This window comes from Candidatus Ishikawaella capsulata Mpkobe, from assembly GCF_000828515.1.
Taxonomy (GTDB): domain Bacteria; phylum Pseudomonadota; class Gammaproteobacteria; order Enterobacterales; family Enterobacteriaceae; genus Ishikawella; species Ishikawella capsulata.
The window spans coordinates 430,933-451,726 of record NZ_AP010872.1 but is presented as its reverse complement, the minus strand read 5'-3'; the positions used below and the strand labels follow the sequence as shown (position 1 = coordinate 451,726).

Annotated in this window: 14 protein-coding genes and 2 pseudogenes; 13 read left to right on the top strand and 3 right to left on the bottom strand. The window is 30.3% G+C overall.

Annotated features, from left to right (window positions below; all coding sequences use genetic code 11):
* The first annotated feature begins 79 nt into the window (after window positions 1-79).
* On the top strand, window positions 80-256 hold the full coding sequence (locus ICMP_RS03390) for a DNA gyrase inhibitor YacG (protein WP_320408648.1): 177 nt from the start codon (window positions 80-82) through the stop codon (window positions 254-256).
* Between the two features lie 30 nt (window positions 257-286).
* Here ICMP_RS03390 and coaE read toward each other — a convergent pair whose 3' ends face one another.
* Window positions 287-892: a dephospho-CoA kinase gene (gene coaE, locus ICMP_RS01930; protein ID WP_041069375.1), complete on the bottom strand. Its 606-nt coding sequence runs from the start codon at window positions 890-892 to the stop codon at window positions 287-289.
* A 315-nt stretch (window positions 893-1,207) separates the two neighbouring features.
* Between coaE and aceE the strand changes: the two genes are divergently transcribed.
* From aceE to trhO, 11 genes are all read left to right on the top strand, one after another.
* Window positions 1,208-3,874 (top strand): pyruvate dehydrogenase (acetyl-transferring), homodimeric type, encoded by a 2,667-nt coding sequence (aceE, locus tag ICMP_RS01925; RefSeq protein WP_041069372.1) that lies wholly within the window; start codon window positions 1,208-1,210, stop codon window positions 3,872-3,874.
* Window positions 3,871-5,430: a 2-oxo acid dehydrogenase subunit E2 gene (locus ICMP_RS01920; protein WP_407078877.1), complete on the top strand. Its 1,560-nt coding sequence runs from the start codon at window positions 3,871-3,873 to the stop codon at window positions 5,428-5,430. Before aceE ends, ICMP_RS01920 begins: the two co-directional genes overlap by 4 nt.
* A gap of 102 nt (window positions 5,431-5,532) precedes the next feature.
* Complete coding sequence (gene lpdA / locus ICMP_RS01915; RefSeq protein WP_041069369.1) at window positions 5,533-6,945, top strand: dihydrolipoyl dehydrogenase; 1,413 nt, start codon at window positions 5,533-5,535, stop codon at window positions 6,943-6,945.
* Between the two features lie 216 nt (window positions 6,946-7,161).
* Window positions 7,162-7,701, top strand: coding sequence for a tRNA adenosine(34) deaminase TadA (tadA, locus tag ICMP_RS01910; protein WP_069888622.1), 540 nt, complete (start codon window positions 7,162-7,164; stop codon window positions 7,699-7,701).
* Window positions 7,702-7,929: 228 nt separating this feature from the next.
* Window positions 7,930-9,183 (top strand): serine hydroxymethyltransferase, encoded by a 1,254-nt coding sequence (gene glyA, locus ICMP_RS01905; RefSeq protein ID WP_041069366.1) that lies wholly within the window; start codon window positions 7,930-7,932, stop codon window positions 9,181-9,183.
* 286 nt (window positions 9,184-9,469) lie between these two features.
* On the top strand, window positions 9,470-10,555 hold the full coding sequence (gene serC / locus ICMP_RS01900) for a 3-phosphoserine/phosphohydroxythreonine transaminase (protein ID WP_041069363.1): 1,086 nt from the start codon (window positions 9,470-9,472) through the stop codon (window positions 10,553-10,555).
* A gap of 93 nt (window positions 10,556-10,648) precedes the next feature.
* Entirely contained in the window at window positions 10,649-11,938 is a 1,290-nt protein-coding gene (aroA, locus tag ICMP_RS01895; RefSeq protein WP_041069360.1) for a 3-phosphoshikimate 1-carboxyvinyltransferase, read from the top strand.
* Between the two features lie 84 nt (window positions 11,939-12,022).
* Complete coding sequence (gene cmk / locus ICMP_RS01890) at window positions 12,023-12,733, top strand: (d)CMP kinase (RefSeq protein ID WP_041070115.1); 711 nt, start codon at window positions 12,023-12,025, stop codon at window positions 12,731-12,733.
* A 103-nt stretch (window positions 12,734-12,836) separates the two neighbouring features.
* Window positions 12,837-14,468, top strand: coding sequence for a 30S ribosomal protein S1 (gene rpsA, locus ICMP_RS01885; RefSeq protein WP_041069357.1), 1,632 nt, complete (start codon window positions 12,837-12,839; stop codon window positions 14,466-14,468).
* Between the two features lie 56 nt (window positions 14,469-14,524).
* Window positions 14,525-14,809: an integration host factor subunit beta gene (gene ihfB / locus ICMP_RS01880; RefSeq protein ID WP_041069354.1), complete on the top strand. Its 285-nt coding sequence runs from the start codon at window positions 14,525-14,527 to the stop codon at window positions 14,807-14,809.
* A gap of 294 nt (window positions 14,810-15,103) precedes the next feature.
* The gene (gene trhO / locus ICMP_RS01875; RefSeq protein WP_052456823.1) at window positions 15,104-16,063 is read left to right on the top strand and encodes an oxygen-dependent tRNA uridine(34) hydroxylase TrhO; all 960 of its coding nucleotides are present in this window, start codon (window positions 15,104-15,106) and stop codon (window positions 16,061-16,063) included.
* Window positions 16,064-16,246: 183 nt separating this feature from the next.
* On the opposite strand, the gene pyrC is transcribed toward trhO, so the two are convergent.
* Window positions 16,247-17,272, bottom strand: coding sequence for a dihydroorotase (pyrC, locus tag ICMP_RS01870; protein WP_041069350.1), 1,026 nt, complete (start codon window positions 17,270-17,272; stop codon window positions 16,247-16,249).
* Window positions 17,273-17,388: 116 nt separating this feature from the next.
* On the opposite strand from pyrC, the pseudogene ICMP_RS03480 reads away from it, so the two are divergent.
* Window positions 17,389-17,911, top strand: a pseudogene (locus tag ICMP_RS03480) (lipid II flippase MurJ); the annotation flags it as partial.
* A 1,270-nt stretch (window positions 17,912-19,181) separates the two neighbouring features.
* On the opposite strand, the pseudogene ICMP_RS01865 reads toward ICMP_RS03480, so the two are convergent.
* Window positions 19,182-20,591, bottom strand: a pseudogene (locus tag ICMP_RS01865) (Rne/Rng family ribonuclease); the annotation flags it as partial.
* Window positions 20,592-20,794: the final 203 nt, after the last annotated feature.

Sequence of the window (20,794 nt, the reverse complement as noted above, 5' to 3'; positions counted from 1 at the left end):
AAAGATACCGAACTGATAACGATATAATGTTTCAATAATGACCCAAACTCTCAATAAATAGTAGAAGAGTGCACCGTAAATGAGTGTATTGTTTATAAGGGATATAATGAAAAAGCAAATAATCAATGTATTTTGTCCATATTGTAGAAAATTGACTCAGTGGAATCTTAATAAGTGGAGGCCTTTCTGTAGCCAACGTTGCCAGCTAATTGATTTAGCAAAATGGACCGCAAATGATAGAGATATGAAGAAATAAAAAATTAAAGCTTACAAGTAATAATAAATGTTATTTCTTTATATTAGCTAATGATAAATATTTTTCATTAAGTTTAGTTATAATAGGAAGCAAATCCTTTTTTGTATTATCGTTACAGATAATATCATCAGCAATTTTTAATCTTTGTTGACGAGAAGCTTGTTGAGCAATTATATTTGTGGCTTGTTTTTTAGTCATACCATCACGTTTTAAGAGGCGATTCAACTGTATTTGTTTACTAACATCTACTAATAAAATACGATCTGCTTGATTTTGTAAGTTATTTTCTACTAAAAGTGGCACGACCCATAAAACCCATGGTGAAGTAGTCTGTTGTTTTAAAAATTCTACACGTTTCTGAATAAGAGGATGCATTAGTTGATTTAACCATTTTTTTTCGTTAGCGTTATTAAAAATAATTTTTTTCAAATGAGATCTACGAAGTAATCCATTATTATTTAAAATTTTATTTCCATATCGTCTAATTATCCTACTCAAGGCTAGTGTTCCTGGTTCTACTAATTCTCTAGCTATAATATCTGTATCAATAATATTAACACCAAAATTACAAAAAATTTTGGAAATAGTGGTTTTACCACTAGCAATTCCTCCAGTCAAAGCAACTATATAAGACATATAATCTTTTAACAAGATAAAAAATCTCTTGTCTCTCCTCCTCCTCAATCAAATCAATATTTACTTTATTATAAAATATTATTAAAAAGATTACACGGTAAAAATATTTTTATTGATTTTCATTGTAACATTATCTATAAACCTTTAGTAAGGTAGATATACATCACATAATGAATTGCTCTATAAATAAATTAGAGTATAATAAATATCTTATACTCCAAAAATTTTTGGATATTAATTAACATGTTAAATTATAATGTTATTACCATAATCTATTAATATTTAAGTATTTTATATAAAATAAGGAATGCGCCCATGTCAGAAAATTTATATCATGACGTGGATCAGATCGAAACTCGTGACTGGATACAGGCTATCGAATCGGTTATCCGTGAAGAAGGTATTGATAGAGCACATTATCTTATCAATCAGGTGATTCATGTTGCTCAAAAAAGAGGTGTTCAGATATCTCTTGAAAATCCCCTAATTAGCAATTATATGAACTCTATTCCTTTTGAACAAGAGCCTGATTATCCAGGTAATATCATTTTAGAACGCAACATTCGCTCTGCTATCCGTTGGAATGCTATTATGATTGTTTTAAAAGCATCAAAGAAAGATTTAGAATTAGGTGGTCACATATCTTCTTTTCAATCTTCAGCAACACTTTATGAAGTATGTTTTAATCATTTTTTTAGGGCAAGTAATGAAAAAAATGGAGGTGATCTGGTATATTTTCAAGGACATATCTCACCAGGTATTTATGCTCGTGCTTTTCTAGAAGGGCGTATAACAGAAGAGCAAATGAATAATTTTCGTCAAGAAATACATGGTAAAGGTTTATCCTCATATCCTCATCCCAAATTAATGCCTAATTTTTGGCAATTTCCTACTGTTTCCATGGGGCTTGGTCCCATATCTGCTATATATCAAGCTAAATTTTTGAAGTATTTACAACACCGTAATTTAAAAAATACTGCTCATCAAAAAGTTTATTCTTTTCTTGGTGATGGTGAGATGGATGAACCAGAATCTAAAGGTGCAATTACCATTGCTACTCGTGAAAAGTTGGATAACTTAGTCTTTATTATAAATTGTAATTTACAACGTCTTGACGGGCCTGTTACTGGTAATGGTAAAATAATTAATGAGTTAGAAGGAATATTTAAAGGTGCAGGTTGGGAAGTAATTAAATTAATTTGGGGCAGTAGCTGGGATAAACTACTAGATAGAGATAAAAGTGGTCAGCTTATTAAATTGATGAATGAAACAGTCGATGGTGACTATCAAAATTTTAAATCTAGAGATGGTGCTTATATACGTAAGTATTTTTTCGGTAAGTACCCTGAAACAGCCAACTTAGTAAAAGATATGTCTGATGAAGAAATTTTCTCTTTAAACCTAGGAGGGCACGATTCAAAAAAAATTTATGCGGCTATCAGAAAAGCTCATCAAATTAAAGGTAAACCAACAGTGATATTAGCACATACTATTAAAGGATATGGTATGGGTAAAATTGCAGAATGTAAAAATATTTCTCATCAAATAAAAAAAATTAATATAGAAGATATTCGTTATATTAGAGATCGTTTTAATATTCCAATAAAAGATGAAGACTTAGATAAGCTACCGTATGTAACATTTAAACAAGATTCTCCTGAAAATAAGTATTTACATAATAGACGGACGATATTAGGGGGATACTTGCCAAAACGTGCAAAAATTTTTACCGATGAGCTTAAAATACCAAGTTTACAAATATTTATGTCTTTGCTAAATAAACAAAATAAAAAAATTTCCACTACAATAACTTTTGTGAGAATTTTAAATTTATTATTGAAAAATAACGATATCAAAGATCGAATAGTGCCTATTTTAGCAGATGAAGCTAGAACTTTTGGAATGGAAGGATTATTTCGTCAGATAGGTATTTATAATCCTAATGGTCAAAAATATACTCCACAGGATCGAGAACAAATAGCATATTATAGAGAAGATAAGAAAGGTCAAATATTACAAGAGGGGATTAGCGAATTAGGTGCTGGCGCTTCTTGGTTAGCGGCTGCAACTTCTTATAGCACTAATAATTTACCCATGATTCCTTTCTATATATATTATTCTATTTTTGGATTTCAACGTATAGGTGATCTTCTTTGGGCTGCTGGAGATCAGCAGGCACGGGGTTTTCTCATAGGAGGGACTTCTGGTCGTACTACCTTAAATGGTGAAGGATTGCAACATGAAGATGGTCATAGTCATATTCAAGCATTAACTGTTCCTAACTGTATCTCTTATGATCCTACTTATACTTATGAATTAGCAATAATCATACATCATGGTTTATTACGCATGTATGGAGAAGCACAGGAAAATATTTATTATTATATAACTACATTAAATGAAAACTATGATATGCCTGCTATGCCCCAAGGAGTTGAAAAAGGGATTTGTAAAGGTATTTATAAACTTGAAACTTTAGTAGGTCATAATGGTAAAGTTCAGCTTTTAGGTTCAGGAGCCATATTGCGCGAGGTAAGAAAAGCGGCACTCATTCTTCAAGATGAGTATTCTATTAGTTCAGATGTTTTTAGTGTAACTTCTTTTACAGAACTTGCACGTGAAGGACAAGATTGTCAACGTTGGAATTTACTCCATCCTAATGAAACTCCTCGTATACCTTATATTACGCAAGTAGTAAATGGTAATGTGCCAGTTATCGCCTCAACTGATTACATGAGACTTTTTGCTGATCAGGTAAGGAAATTTATAATAGCTGATTATTACGTATTGGGCACTGATGGTTATGGTCTTTCTGATAGTAGAAAAAACTTACGTCATTATTTTGAAATAGATGCTCCTTATATAGTTATAACTTCCTTGAATGCATTGGCTAAAAGCCATATAATTGATAAAAATATTTTATCAGAAGCAATACTAAGATTTAATATGAATACAGATAAAGCCAACCCACGTCTGGTATGAGAGGTAACGTATTAATGAGTATAGAAATTAAATTACCAGATATAGGTTCAGATACAGTTGAAGTTACAGATATTTTAGTTAATGTTGGAGAGTTCGTTGAAACGGATCATCCATTAATTACAGTAGAAGGGGACAAAGCTTCGATGGAAATACCGGCTCCTTTTGCTGGAATTATAAAAGAAATTAATGTTTCTATTGGTGATAAACTTAATACTGGTTCAAATATCATGATTTTTGACAAGCCAGATAAATCAGAATATCTGATAAAAGATCATATTAAGGATATTAAAGAAAAAAATACTGCTGTCCATCATAAAGATATTGTATTACCGGATATCGGCAATAATGAAATGGAAATAACCGAAATTAAAGTTAAAATAGGTGATAATGTATCTGTTGAACAAACTTTAATTATTATTGAAGGAGATAAAGCCTCTATAGAAATTCCAGCTCCTTTTTCTGGAAAGGTAATAATGATTAATGTTGCGGTAGGAGATAAAGTTAAAACCGGATTAATAATTATGGTTTTTGAAGTTGTAGAAACCGAAAATAATAAGATATCGAAACCATTGGAAAAAACTTTGGATTCTAATTCTGATTTACCGATTAAAAACAATAATTGTTATTTTCCAGAGTATTCTTACGTACACGCAACTCCAGTAATACGTCGGTTAGCACGAGAGTTTGGTATAGATTTATCAAACATTATAGGAACTGGACGTAAGGGTCGCATTTTAAAGGAAGATCTAAAATCTTATATAAATAAACTTTCGCTTATTGATACAAATTCAGTAAAAACAGCATCCAGCAGTTCCTTACCTTCAGTGACTCAGTTGAATATAGATTTCAGTAAATTTGGTGAAGTAGAAGAAATAGAATTAAGTAGAATAAAGAAAATTTCAGGTGCTAATTTAAGTAAAAGTTGGTCTACTATCCCCCATGTCACTCACTTTGATAAATATGATATTACTGATCTCGAAGGTTTTCGCCAAAAACTAATTCTAGAATTAAAGAATAATGTAGATATAAAAATTACCCCACTAGTTTTTATTATGAAAGCTGTAGCATATGCTTTAAAAAGAATTCCACATTTCAACAGCTCTCTTTCTTATGATTGTCAAAAGTTAATTTTAAAAAAATACATTAATATTGGTGTAGCAGTAGATACTACAAAAGGTTTAGTAGTGCCAGTATTTAAGAACGTTTATGAGAAAGGAATTATAAAATTATCAGAAGAACTAATCGAGATGTCTAAAAAAGCTAGATCCGGTAAATTAATGATTAATGATATGCAAGGTGGGTGTTTCACTATCTCTAGTTTAGGTAAATTAGGAACTACTGCTTTTACTCCCATAATCAATACTCCTGAAGTAGCAATTTTAGGAATTTCTAAATCGCATGTGGAACCTGTTTGGAATGGTAAAAAATTTATTCCACGATTAATGTTACCTATTTCTCTTTCTTTTGATCATCGTGTAATTGAAGGAGCTGATGCTGCACGCTTTATTGCTATGGTAGGGAATATTTTAACAGATATTCGTCGTTTGATAATGTGATTATAATACTTATTAGATCATATTACATACAAATTTATGAATTTTTCACTAATGATATAGTATATATTACATTAGTTTGTGTTAGATAATTAAGAGGTCATAATGAAAAAGGAAATTAATACTCAGGTGTTAGTATTAGGAGCTGGGCCTGCTGGATACTCGGCAGCTTTTCGTTGTGCTGACTTAAATTTACATACGGTTATTGTAGATCGTTATAATAAAATGGGTGGTGTTTGTTTAAATGTAGGATGTATACCTTCTAAAGTACTATTGCATATAGCAGATGGAATACATCAAGTAAAAACCTTAGAAAGCCATGGAGTGATATTTGGCAAACCATCAATTGATATTAATAAAATTCGCTTATGGAAAGACAGTGTAATTAATAGACTTACTGTTGGTTTAGAGAGTATGGCTAAACAACGCAATGTAGAATTTATTAATGGTTTTGGTAAATTCAAAAACTCTAATAGTTTATTAGTGCATGATGGTAATAATGAAAATATTGTTCATTTTGAAAATGCTATTATCGCTACGGGTTCACATTCATCTCCACTATCATTTATTCCATATGGACACCCATCTATATGGAATTCCACAGATGCTCTAGATTTAAAAAATATACCAAAACGTATGTTAGTAATCGGAGGAGGAATTATTGGTTTGGAGATAGCTACTATATATCAATCTTTAGGTTCACAGATTGATATAGTTGAAATTTTTGATCAGATTATTCCAGTTGCAGATAAAGATATAATAAAGGTATTTCACAAAAGCGTCAGTAAAAAATTCAATATTAGGCTAGAGACAAAAATAGATGAGATTAAACCTATAAGTAATGGTATTTCAGTTGTATTAAAAAATAAAAATAATGCTAGAGAAGTACAACTTTATGATGTAGTACTAGTTTGTGTTGGGCGTTCACCAAATACCATGAATTTGGATATTGAGAAAATAGGAGTCAAAGTAAACAATTCCGGTTTTATAAATGTTGATAAAAAAATGCGTACTAATATTTATAATATTTTTGCTATTGGTGATGTTGTAGGACAACCAATGTTAGCACATAAAGGTATTCATGAGGGACATATTGCGGCAGAAGTCATTGCTGGTAAAAAACATATTTTTGATCCCATAGTAATTCCTTCTATTGCTTATACTAATCCAGAAGTTGCCTGGGTTGGATTAACAGAAAAAGAAGCCATAAGTAAGGGTATAAATTTCAAAAAAGCTATTTTTCCTTGGTCAGCTTCTGGACGAGCTATTGCATCTGATTGTGCAGATGGTATAACTAAATTAATTTTTGATACAGACAGCCATCGTATAATTGGTGGAGCAGTTGTAGGTACTCATGGCGGTGAACTTTTAGGAGAAATTGCTCTTGCCATTGAAATGGGTTGTGATGCAGAAGATATTGCACTGACTATTCACGCACATCCCACACTTCATGAATCTATTGGTTTAGCTGCTGAAATATTTGAAGGTACTATTACTGATTTACTTAATTTAAAATAGTGTAAATCATTAACCCATAAATACATTATTTAATTAAAGTATCTTAATATGGATTATTAATAGGATAAGAAGTGTTCTTGGTTATATTTTAAGTCTTTTATACTTTTAAAATAAATCTATTTATATAGATTCATTTACTTATGAAATAATAAATATTATATTTATTAAGTAGAGTAAAGTATTAATTATCTATTTGGCTATTGGAGCTATTCTAAGATGACCTATCTTTATGATGAAGACTTTATGCAATATGCAATTAGGTTAGCCAGAATAGCTGGTAAAAAAGGTGAAATACCTGTAGGTGCCGTTTTAGTACAAAATAAAAATCAATGTATAATAGGTAAAGGTTGGAATCAATCCATTACACTGCGAGATCCTACTGCACATGCAGAAATAGTAGCTATTAGACAAGGAGGAAAAATAATTCAAAATTATCGTTTGCTTGATACTACTCTATATGTTACCTTGGAGCCTTGTATGATGTGTACTGGAGCTATAATTCACAGTCGTATCCAACGTTTAGTATATGGTGCATCTGATACAAAAAGTGTAAATACAAAAACTGTACTAGATATAATGAAACAACATAAAATAAATCCTCGTATAGAAATAAAAAAAAATATTTTAGCTCCAGAATGTGCTTCTATCTTGAGAAGTTTTTTTTTTCCCGTCGAAAACAACAAAAAGATTCCATATAATTTACTAAATGTCATAAATATTATTCATAAATCCAATTTTAATATTGGTTATATTTAAGGTTAATTATAACCAATAAATAATCTTATGTATGTAATCATTCCGCATTCTCTGTATTATAAATTATTTTCTATTAACAAATATTACAAATGAATATCGTTAGCTAATTTTGATCAGTAATGATCATAGTAATTAATAAATCCTTTGCCTGAGGATGATATATCATATATTTCATTATTTATCAAAATTTGATATTTTCCAATATAAAATTAATATAAGGAGATATATGTGCTGAAATCCCCAATGAATATTGCTGATTATGACGTAGAATTATGGAAACATATGCAACAGGAAAATACACGTCAAGAAGAACATATTGAACTCATTGCATCAGAAAATTATACAAGTAAGCGTGTTATGGAAGCACAGGGTTCACAACTTACTAATAAATATGCTGAAGGTTATCCTGGAAAACGTTACTATGGAGGCTGTGAACATGTAGATGCTATTGAAAAATTGGCAATTGAACGTGCAAAAAAAATATTTGGAGCTGATTATGCTAATGTACAACCACATTCAGGTTCCCAGGCAAATTATGCGGTTTATAGTAGTTTATTAAAACCAGGGAATACTATTATGGGTATGGATTTAGCGCATGGCGGACATTTGACTCATGGATCATCAGTGAATTTTTCTGGTAAATTATATAAGGTTGTATCTTATGGAGTAGATGATAGCGGAGAAATAGATTATTATAATATAGAAAAATTAGCAAAAAAATATAAACCTAAAATTATTGTTGGGGGGTTTTCTGCTTATTCTGGAATTTGTGACTGGGCTAAAATGCGTTATATCGCAGATAGCATAAATTCTTATTTATTTGTTGATATGGCTCATGTAGCTGGATTAGTTGCAGCAGGTATTTACCCCAATCCTGTACCTTATGCACATGTAGTTTCTTCTACTACTCATAAAACACTTGCTGGTCCACGTGGCGGATTAATATTAGCTAAAGGTGGTGATATTTCATTTTATGAAAAATTAAATTCTGCTGTGTTTCCAGGCAATCAAGGCGGGCCACTTATGCACATAATTGCTGGCAAAGCAGTGGCATTTAAAGAGGCAATGGAACCAACATTCAAAATATATCAGGAACAAGTAGTTAAAAATGCTCAAGTTATGGTTAGTTACTTAATGGAGCGTGGATATCAGATAATATCGGGAAAAACTGCTAATCATCTTTTTTTAGTAAATTTACAAAACAAGAAATTAACCGGTAAATTAGCTAGTTATCGCTTAGGACGTGCTAATATAACTGTTAACAAAAATAGTGTACCCAATGATAACAAAGGTCCTTTTATTACTTCAGGCATTAGAATAGGAACAGCAGCTATTACACGTCGAGGTTTAAAGGAAAAAGAGTCCATTAATATAGCGGAATGGATAGCTGATATCTTAGATGATATTGAGAATAATAATACTATTGAAATTATTAAGAAAAAAGTTATAAAGATGTGTATGCAGTTCCCAGTTTATCTTTAATATCATAACAACATCTAGCATATATATTTTTCAATAAACCCTAATATTAGTAGTATAAGTAATAAACGTATTTATTAAATAACTTAAGTGCTAGAATTTTATTCTAGCAAAATAACTTTGTAGATGTTGATGATATATACTGATTTAGCTAGGCTAGTATTATGATGCAGTTAAAGTATAAATGTAAATTATTTCGTTTATTCTATATTAGAAATAGTCTATTAACTTTGATCATTAATGCTTAGTTAAACATTAAATAACAACTTAGATAAAAATGTGATGAAAAATGAAGCAAACTTATAATTTTAGCTCTGGTCCTGCAATGTTACCAATGGAGGTAATGTCTCAAGCACAAAAAGAACTAATAAATTGGGGTGGATTAGGTACTTCTGTCATGGAAATTAGTCATCGTAGTAAAGAGTTTATTGAACTAGCAGAAGAAGCTGAACAAAATCTTCGTAATTTATTAAATATTCCGTCTAATTATAAAATATTATTTTGTCAAGGTGGAGCACGAGCACAATTTGCTGCAGTACCGGGTAATTTATTAAGTAAAAAAATACATGCCGATTATATAGTAAGTGGTTATTGGTCATATAATGCAATTCAAGAAGCTAAAAAGTATTGTTATCCCAACCTAATAAATGTAAAAACAAAAAATAATAATAAGCATTACATATTACCATCATCTCAATGGAAATTGAGTAAGAATGCTGCGTATATACATTTATGTCCCAATGAAACTATTGATGGCATTGCTATTAATGAAGAGTTAAATGTACAAAACAACATATTAATTGCAGATTGTTCATCTTCTATTCTTTCACAACCTCTAGATATAGGCCAATATGGAATTATTTATGCTGGTGCTCAAAAAAATATAGGACCGGCCGGTTTAACAGTAGTTATTGTACGAGATGATTTACTAGGTAGAGCGCACTTAAGTTTACCATCAATATTGAATTATAAAGTACTAGCTGATCATAGTAGTATGTTTAATACCCCTCCTACTTATGCGTGGTATCTTGCTGGTTTAGTATTTAAATGGTTAATCAAAAAAGGAGGTTTACATACCATTAATAAGCTTAATCAAACTAAAGCTAATTTACTTTATAACACTATTGATAATAGTAAAATTTATAGCAATAATATAGCATTAAAAAATCGTTCGCTAATGAATATTACTTTTCAGTTAAATAATACAAAACTTACTGATCTATTCTTGCAAAAATCTATAAATGAAGGCCTATATGCCCTAAAAGGACATCGTGCCATAGGAGGCATACGGGCATCTATTTACAATGCAATGCCAATAGAAGGAGTTCAAGCTCTTACAGATTTTATGATGTATTTTGAACGTAATTATAGTTGAAACTCTAACTATGTTATAGTCAAAACAAATATTTGTTTATGCCTTGTGTTTATTATCATCAAAAAATTATCTCTATGTGGAGAAAATATTTTCATGCAAAATTACTTGACAGTAAACCCAATTTCTTTTGTTGATGGTAACGTAAATTTACCAGGATCTAAGAGTATTTCCAACCGGGCACTTTTATTAGCAGCATTAGCTACAGGAAAAACTAGAGTAATAAATTTGCTTGATAGCGATGATGTTAATCACATGTTAAATGCTTTAAAAAAATTAGGCGTTTCTTGCACACTTTCATCTAACCGTACTACATGTGAAATAATTGGTAATAAAGGAATATTGCACAATCATACAATAAAAGAAATTTTTTTAGGAAATGCAGGAACCGCCATACGGCCTTTAACTGCTGCTCTATCTCTTGGCCATCAAGATGTAGTTTTAACGGGTGATGCACGTATGAAAGAACGGCCTATAGGTCATTTAATAGAAGCTTTACGTCAAGGAGGAGCAAAGATTAGCTATATCAATAAAAAAAATTATCCTCCAGTGAAACTATCTGGCGGTTTTGCAGGTGGTATTATTAGCATAGATGCTAGTATTTCTAGTCAATTTCTGACTGCTTTATTGATTATTGCTCCTCTAGCAAAACAAGATACACATATTAAAATTGAAGGTAATTTAGTTTCTAAACCTTATATTGATATTACTTTACACTTGATGCGTTGCTTCGGTATTGAAGTTGTTCATCAAGCTAATTATAAATATTTTTATATTAAGGGACAACAAAAATATTTATCTCCCGGTGATTATTTAGTAGAAGGAGATGCTTCCTCAGCATCTTATTTTCTCGCAGCTGCCGCTATTAAAGGTGGAACTGTACGTGTTAGTGGAATTGGAAAAAATAGCATTCAAGGAGATATTGGTTTTGCAGCTGTATTGGAAAAAATGGGTGCTATCATTAGATGGGAGAAAAATCATCTTTCTTGTACCCACGGGGTACTAAGTGCAATTGACATGGACCTAAATCATATTCCTGATGCTGCAATGACCGTTGCTATTTTAGCATTGTTTGCAAAAGGGATTACAACTATACGTAACATATACAATTGGCGCGTAAAAGAAACAGATCGTTTAACTGCCATGGCAACTGAATTACGTAAAGTAGGAGCTCAAGTCGAAGAAGGACATGATTATATCGGTATTAATCCACCCAATAAATTTAAACATGCTCATATAAAAACCTATAATGATCATCGTATGGCGATGTGTTTTTCTTTAATAGCTCTTTCCAATGTACCAGTAACCATTATGCAACCTAATTGTGTAACAAAAACTTTTCCTAATTATTTTAAACAATTAGAAAAGATTAGTCATAATGTCTAAATAAGTAGATTACCTAAAAAATATTGAGTGATGATATTATATCATATATTTTATTTAGGTAATTATATTAATGGTAACTATATAATGACATTAAGAATTCCAATGATAGCTATTGATGGTCCCAGCGCTTCAGGAAAAGGTACTGTTTGCAGAGAATTATCTAAGATTTTGAACTGGAACATATTAGATTCAGGAGCTATTTATCGCATTTTAACATTGCTAGCAGTACAAAATAATTTAACAATAGAATCGGAAGAATTATCAGTTAAATCTGAAAGATTATTACTTCAAATAGCTAATACTATTAAAGTATCTTTTATATATAAACATAATGGAATCAATATTCTCCTTGACGGAAAAGATATTACCAAGAAAATTTATTCACCAGATATTAGCAATAAAACATCTCGCTTATCATCATTGCCTAGCATACGCAATGCTTTATTACAGAAACAACGTAGTTTTCTTCATTTTCCAGGCCTTGTGGCGGATGGACGTGATATGGGCACTATAGTATTTCCGGATGCTCCAGTAAAAATATTTTTATATGCTAATATTGAAGAACGTACTTACAGACGTATGCTACAGTTGCATAATAATGGATTTAATGTTAATTTTAGTAGTCTTTTAGAGGAACTCAAAGAGCGTGATAATCGTGATCGTAATCGTAGTATTTCACCATTATTACCCGCAAAGGATGCTTTATTAATAGATTCTACTAACATATCCATTAATCAAGTGATCTATAAAGTATTAAAATATACTCGTCAAAAGCTAGGTGATCAAATTAAATAAGTAGGTAGTATTAGTAGGGCTTTGTGCTAAGGATAAGTGCAGAGTATTTAAAACAAACCCATTTAACATGATGTTAAGTGGAGAACAATGAAAATTATTAATTATGACTGAATCTTTTACTCAACTTTTTAAAGAGTTTTCACAAGAAATTCAAACTATTCCAGGTTCTATTATTCGTGGTGTCATTGTTGCTATTGATAAAGATTTTGTAGTAGTTGATACTGGATTAAAATCTGAATCATCTATTCCAATTGAGCAATTTAAAAATGCACAACAAGAACTTGATATAAACGTAGGCGATGAAATTGATGTTGTCTTAGATGCAGTAGAGGATGGTTTTGGAGAAACATTACTATCGCGCGAAAAAGCAAAACGTCACGCATCCTGGCTGATATTAGAAAAATCTCATGAAAATGCGGCAACTGTTATGGGTATCATTAATGGAAAGGTTAAAGGAGGATTCACCGTTGAACTCGATGGCATTAGAGCATTTTTACCTGGATCTTTAGTAGATGTACGTCCAATACGTGATACTGTACATCTAGAAGGTAAAGAATTAGAATTTAAAGTAATTAAATTAGATCAAAAGCGCAATAATGTGGTTGTATCTAGAAAAGCAGTGATTGAATCTGAAAATAGTGTAGAAAGAAGTCAACTATTAGAAACAATACAGGAAGGCATGGAAGTTAAGGGAGTAGTTAAGAATTTAACTGATTATGGTGCTTTTATTGATTTAGGTGGGATTGACGGATTACTACATATTACTGATATGGCATGGAAACGTGTTAAACATCCAAGTGAAATTGTTAGTGTAGGTAATGAAATTAAAGTTAAAATTTTAAAATTTGATCGTGAGCGCATTCGTGTTTCTTTAGGTTTAAAACAAATGGGTGAAGATCCTTGGGTCGCTCTTGCTAAAAGATATCCTGAAAAAACTAAATTAATAGGACGCGTTACTAATATTACTGATTATGGATGTTTTGTGGAAATTGAAGAAGGAGTTGAAGGATTAGTGCATATTTCTGAAATGGATTGGACTAATAAAAATATACATCCTTCTAAAGTAGTTAATATAGGAGATAAAGTTGAAATTATCGTTCTAGATATTGACGAAGATCGCCGTAGGATCTCATTAGGTCTTAAGCAATGCAAAGCTAATCCATGGCAGTCTTTTGCTAAAAAATATCATAAAGGTGATAAAGTAAAAGGAAAAATTAAGTCTATTACTGATTTTGGTATTTTTCTTGGATTAGAAGGAGGCATTGATGGTTTAGTTCATTTATCTGATATTTCTTGGGCTATATCTGGAGATGAAGCTGTTCGTAAATATAAAAAAGGTGATGAAGTTGATGTTATCATACTGCAAGTAGATTCAGAGCGCGAACGTATTTCTTTGGGAATAAAACAATTAAGTGAAGATCCTTTCAATAATTATATTTCTCTTAATAAAGGTAGCCTTGTTACTGGTGTGATTACGGCCATTGAAGCTAGAGTTGCTACAGTTAAATTAGATGATAATATTGAAGGTCATTTACGTATATCAGAATTTTCTAAAGAAAATATTGAAGATACAAATTTAGCTGTTAGTGTGGGTGATATGATTAAGGCGAAGTGTATCGGTTATGATCGCAAAAGTCGTAGAATAAATTTATCTCTTCAGGCAAAAAATGAAGGTGATGAAAAGAATTTTTCAAATGTCATGGCAGAGGCTTTTAAAGCAGCTAAAAGTGAATAAAAATATTTTTTATAAATCTAATTTCTCTACATATTACTGTATTGATAGGAGCATGAATGACTAAATCTAGACTAATTGAAATAATTGCAAAAAGACAAGATAATATTCCAGCAAAAATAATTGAATATGCAGTAAAACAGATACTTGAACATATGGCAATTACCTTATCTCAAGGACAACGTATTGAAATTAGAGGGTTTGGAAGTTTTTCACTACATTATCGTGGCGCACGTATTGGGCGTAATCCCAAAACAGGAAATATAGTACAATTAAAAGGCAAATACGTTCCTCACTTCAAACCAGGCAAAGAATTACGAAATCGAGCCAATACTTATAATTAAATAATATAATTTTTGTTTTATGAGGAATTTATATTTATGATACTATAAATAGTAATATTTAGAATGTTAAAAATAATACATGTCTAGTTTATATGGAGTTTAATATTAGATTATTCATTAAGTATAGTAAAAATATTACTTATATATAACTTATAAACCCTATATTTATGGAGGGCACTAATTGTTATATTAATAATATTTATCTTTTTGCTGAATATAGATAAAGGAGAATTTGTTTAAAAACAGTCCATTTTGCTCTATATATAATGGACTATAGTAGGACTAATGAATAATATGTCAATATTACATAATCGAATTTCTAATAAAGAACTTAAAGAACGCATGATACGCGATAATGGATCGCGTATCACTTTATCCTTTTACAAATATTTTAATATTGAGGATACAAAAGCATTTCGAGATTTACTATGGACTGGATTAACTAATCTTAAAGTTTTTGGTCGTATTTATATTGCTAATGAAGGAATAAATGCACAGATTAGCGTACCTACACCTCTTTATGAAAGCATGAGAAACTATATTTATTCTCTGGACAAATGTTTATACAAAGTGCATATGAATTGCTCTTTAGAAGAAAATACTAAAGCTTTTTGGGTATTACGTGTAAAAATAAGAGCTAATATAGTAGCCGATGGTATTAGCGACAAAAATTTTAACTTTGATTATAATCATGTAGGAACTTATATCAAAGCACATACAGTAAATGCGATGTTTAAAGATCCCAATGTATTATTTGTTGATATGCGTAATAGTTATGAATATGAAATAGGTCACTTCACAAATGCTTTGAAAATATCTGCAAATACATTTCGAGATCAATTGGCAGTATTAATAAATAAATTAAAAGAATACAAAAATAAAAAAATTGTCTTATATTGTACAGGAGGTATTCGTTGTGAAAAGGCAACGGCTTGGATGATTTATAATGGCTTTAAAAAAGTATATCATATTGAAGGAGGTATTATTGAATATGTACGTTGTGCTAGAGAGCACAAATTACCAGTATATTTTCACGGTAAAATGTTTGTCTTTGACGAACGTATGAGTGAGCGCATCTCTGATGAGATAATATCCAATTGTTATCAATGCTATTGTATTTGTGACAGACAAGTTAATTGCATAAACAATAAGTGTCATGTATTGTTTATACAATGTAATAAATGTGCGGAAACATATAACAATTGCTGTAGTAAATTATGTAAAGAAAATTTATACAAATATAAATTTGTATGATTGGTATTTGGAAAATAAAAATTTAACATATTTAAAATCCGTACATCTTTTTTTTGTTAAATTATGGAACTCCAGGCAAATATCCCTTAATGAGGTATTTAGTGATAACAGTCCTTGCGTTTACTAATTAATTCTTTATTACCGAAATAATATATTGAAATTTGTTATAAAATATATAGTCTATTATAAAACACGCCAATTTAATTTTTGATCAGATAGAAAAGGTATAATACCGTTAATAATTACCTTATTGAGCCAGGGTTGACGTACTAATCTTATAGTAGTTTGATTAATTGGCAAACCATAGAAATTAGGGCCATTTTCTGAACAAAATTTTTCTAAATGTTGTAAGGCGTTCATTTCTTCAAAAACTTCTGCATAAGCAGATAGAGAAACAGGAGCACTGAAAACACCAGCACAAATATATTGTGTTTCTTTATGGCAACGTAGATGAGGTGCTGTATCCGTACCTAGAAAAAATCTAGGGTGACCACTAGCAATAATTTTTCTTAGAGCTTGTTGATGACATTTGTGTTTAAGGATAGGGATACAATACATATGTGGTTTTAAAGGATTTGATAATAAATCATTACGATTAAACATAAGATGTTGTGGAGTAATAGTAGCTGCTAAGTATTTGTTGCTTTCTTTAACGTACTCTGTTGCCTCTTTAGTGCTGATATGTTCAAAAACAATTCTTAATTCTGGAAATGTTTTCCGTAAAGGTTCCATTATAGAGTCTATGAAACATGCTTCACGATCGAAAATATCAGCAGAGCTGATTTCTCCATGAACCAATAAAGGCATATCAATTTTTTGCATTCTTTCTAATAGTTTACTAATGCGATTAATATTGCTAACACCATAACTAGAATTAGTAGTAGTATTAACTAAATAAAGCTTACAAGCAGTAAAGGTACCATCAAAAAAACCACATTCTATTTCATCTGGTTCAGTAAAATCAGTTAGATAACAAGTCATTAAGGGCGTAAAATGATGATTAGGTGGTAAACAAGATAAAATACGGTTGCGATATAATTTTGCAGCTTTTATAGTAGTTATTGGAGGTGTTAAATTAGGCATAACAATTGCTCTAGCATTAATTGCACTAGTATAAGGCAAGACAGTTTTCAATATACTATGGTCACGGAGATGCACATGCCAGTCATCTGGTTGACGTATAGTTATTTGTGTTATATTTTTTTTCATTTACAGTTGCCTTTTATATAAAAAATTATGTTGATAAATAATATTTTGATATTAACCAAATAAGTATTAGACTGCTAATCCTAGATGCTAGCGTAATAAAAATTATATCATTGCTCATGATAACAAAAATATTAAATATATTTAATTTATTGAAATCAATAGCAACTGTTATTTATATGACATTTTTTGTCGTATATTAGGTTTTATTCGTGACATAATCGTAACTAGAATTTTTTGAATCGCTATAGTTACCGATGCGTTTTTTTTTGCCTTCAAACTGCCTAATCTCTTACTAAATAAGGTGCTTGTTATCAAGCTTTCATCCCTATTTTAATCGAATATAAAAATAACCTAGAAGCAAAGATAGATTTTATTTCTTGTGTTTGTAGTATTAACTTTAGTTCTTTGTATAGTAACAATCATAGGCATGCTAGCACGATGGATAATTCCAGGATTTGTTAATAATCATTACACATTTGTTTTAACTTCATCAATGTTATAACATTTCCTTATATATTGCTTATCTCACTTGCTTCACTGACTGGAACAATTCTTAATACGTGGAACTATTTTTCATTTTATTCATATTTTCATCCTATGATATTAGCACTAGCTTGGTCAACTATCTTAGGTGGTGTCTGTCCTTCAACTAGGTTATCAATTGTTTTATATAAAAAATAGGCCTATTTAAATTACCAAAAATAAAATTTCACAAAGATGTTTTGTGTCTTATTTGTAGTTAGTCAAATTTATCTAGTTATTAATATTATACTGGCGTATTTTTTTAATTCCGTATATCGTATTATGCAGATCTTTTAATGGAATTTCTTTCTGCTATTTTTAGTATTAGTATCCTATTATTGTCTAAAATAATTATTAATTATAACCAAAAAGAGTACTAAAATATTATAGATTGGAGTTTAAGAGTATGTTGTATTTAAGTAATACCTAGTATTAGGCATTCTATCTGGTCCAATAATTGCACTTTTCCAGTATTGTAAGTTTACGTCTTTTGATGTTACTGTGATGCAACATTCATTAATTGCATATTCATTAGGGTTGATAGAGATCATCATGGTGGTACTTATAGCGGCATTCACCCCTGTACAGCAAACTTTAGTTATAACACAACAATATAGGTCCTTTTAAGGATGCGGGTTTATCTGGCATATTTTCATGCTGCTATGCTTTATTCTCAGTTACATAAGAGAAAAAATTTATACTCACTCAACTACTACACTTAGCTAGCCATTGTTCCAATGGCTAGCGTTTTATGTAAATGATGACTCAGTGGCAAAAAGTAGGTATATCATTAATGATAATATGTAGTAGTAGTATGATAACATACTTTACTATATTAGTACTATTAGGGTTTCGCTTATCGAATTTTATTAAAAATATAAATCATTTTAATATTATCTTCTAATAAATATCTATCAACATATATCATGTTATGATATGGTGTTCTTTCTGTAATTGTGTGCAAGTGTCTATTTTTTAAATTATTACGCAGAATTTTTTATAAGTGAATTTATCATAGGTTTGACATGTGCCATTCTTCTGATATATGTACTAATTCCATCGATATGACAATGATATTTAATTTATGATATATTTTTATTTTTAATCTCTCTAAATCAATAGAAGGTTTTTAAGGTGCTCTCAGGTTAAAAACTTTACTAATAAATTTGTTATTACAATGAAGATAATATTATATTGTCTAACTATTGGAGTGATACTACTTATTACATTTGTATTCTTTATTAGTAAAAATTTTAATATAGATATTGTTTTCGAAATTAAATGATGTTTAAATGAATTCAAGTGAAGATCAGATCTATCTGATTTACTTATGTAATACAGAATATATTTTCCTTTGATGATTAGCAATCATCATAATCTAACAGATTCCATATTGAAGTTTAAAATTATTAAAGTAGTGATTTGTTTCTCTTAGAAAATAAGATACAATATTTATTGGAATAGCATATATTTCTTCTTCTTCTTCGTTAGTCCTTTTCAAGGCTTGTTCAATGCACGGTAAAATACTCTGATAGTATAATTTATTTTTTATAATACCTGTACCATGGCAACAGGAACAGATATTATTATCATGATTGTTTGATTCGCGTAATGAAGGATTAAGTCTTTGGCGGGACATTTGTAATAAACCAAAACTAGAAATATTACTAATCTGAATACGAGCCCGATCTTTACTTGTTTCTTCTCGCAATTTATTTACTACTCTACGTTGATGACTTAGAGATATCATATCTATAAAATCTATAACAATTAAACCTGATAAATCCCGTAAACGAAGTTGACGAGATATTTCTTCGACTGCCTCTATATTAGTATTAAAGGCAGTCTCTGCTATATCATTACCACTAGTAGAACGAGCTGAATTAATATCAATAGCAATTAAAGCTTCTGTAGTATCAATCACAATACATCCTCCAGAAGGTAATATTATTTTTCTTTTAAATAATGAATCAATTTGTGTATCTATCTGATACTGACTGAAAATAGGTATACTATCAGTATAAAGTTGAATGTTCCTAACAAAATAAGATTGTCCTATGTCAGTCATGTAATTGCAGGCTAATTTATGTATTTCGGGATCATCAATTACAATTTCATCTATGTCTGGACCTAAATGCTCCTGAAAAAATCGCTTAAAAATATTACTTTCTTGATGAATCAAGAAAGGAGCCGATCGGCTTTTAGCTGCTATGTTTATGGCATCCCAGTGTTTTAAAAGAGAATCCAGATCTCCTTTAAGAGCATCAATCGATTGACCTGCTCCTGCAGTACGTATAATCAATCCCATATTTCTTGGTAATTTTAAGAAAGATATTTTTTTTGTCAGTGCATTACGAGAATTACGTTCTATAGAACGGGAAATAGCACCTATATTAGGATTATTAGGCATTAAAACTAAATAACTACCAGCTAAGCTAATAAAAGTAGTTAGAGCAGCACCCTTATTACCGCGTTGCTCTTTATCAATTTGTACTATGATTTCTTGTCCTTCTTGCAAGATATCTTTAATATGTAATCTACTGTTTTTTAGGTTATTTCCCTGAAAATATTCCTCTGCAATCTCTTTTAAAGGTAAAAAACCTTGTTTATCCGAGCCATATTCAATAAATGCAGCTTCTAAACTAGGTTCAATTCTTGTAATTTTACCCTTATATATATTAGCTGTTTTTGTTTCTGATTTAAGATCTTCAATATCTAGATCAGATAATTTCTGATTATCAATTAGCGCAATGATTACTTTCCCTTGCGGAGTAAAATTAATTAACATTCTTTTCATTTTTATCGGTTCTTTATTCTTATGAGAAATCCTAAATTTGCTAAATATCTAAAAATTAAATAAAGAAAATTAAGGTAGCTACCGAATGTTATTGTAAGTTATTACGATTGTTCATATTTGTACCAGTAGCGCATTATTATTTCACTTAAAATTAATATTTATGCTATACTGGTATTGGGTGAGGGTATATTGAATTATAAAAA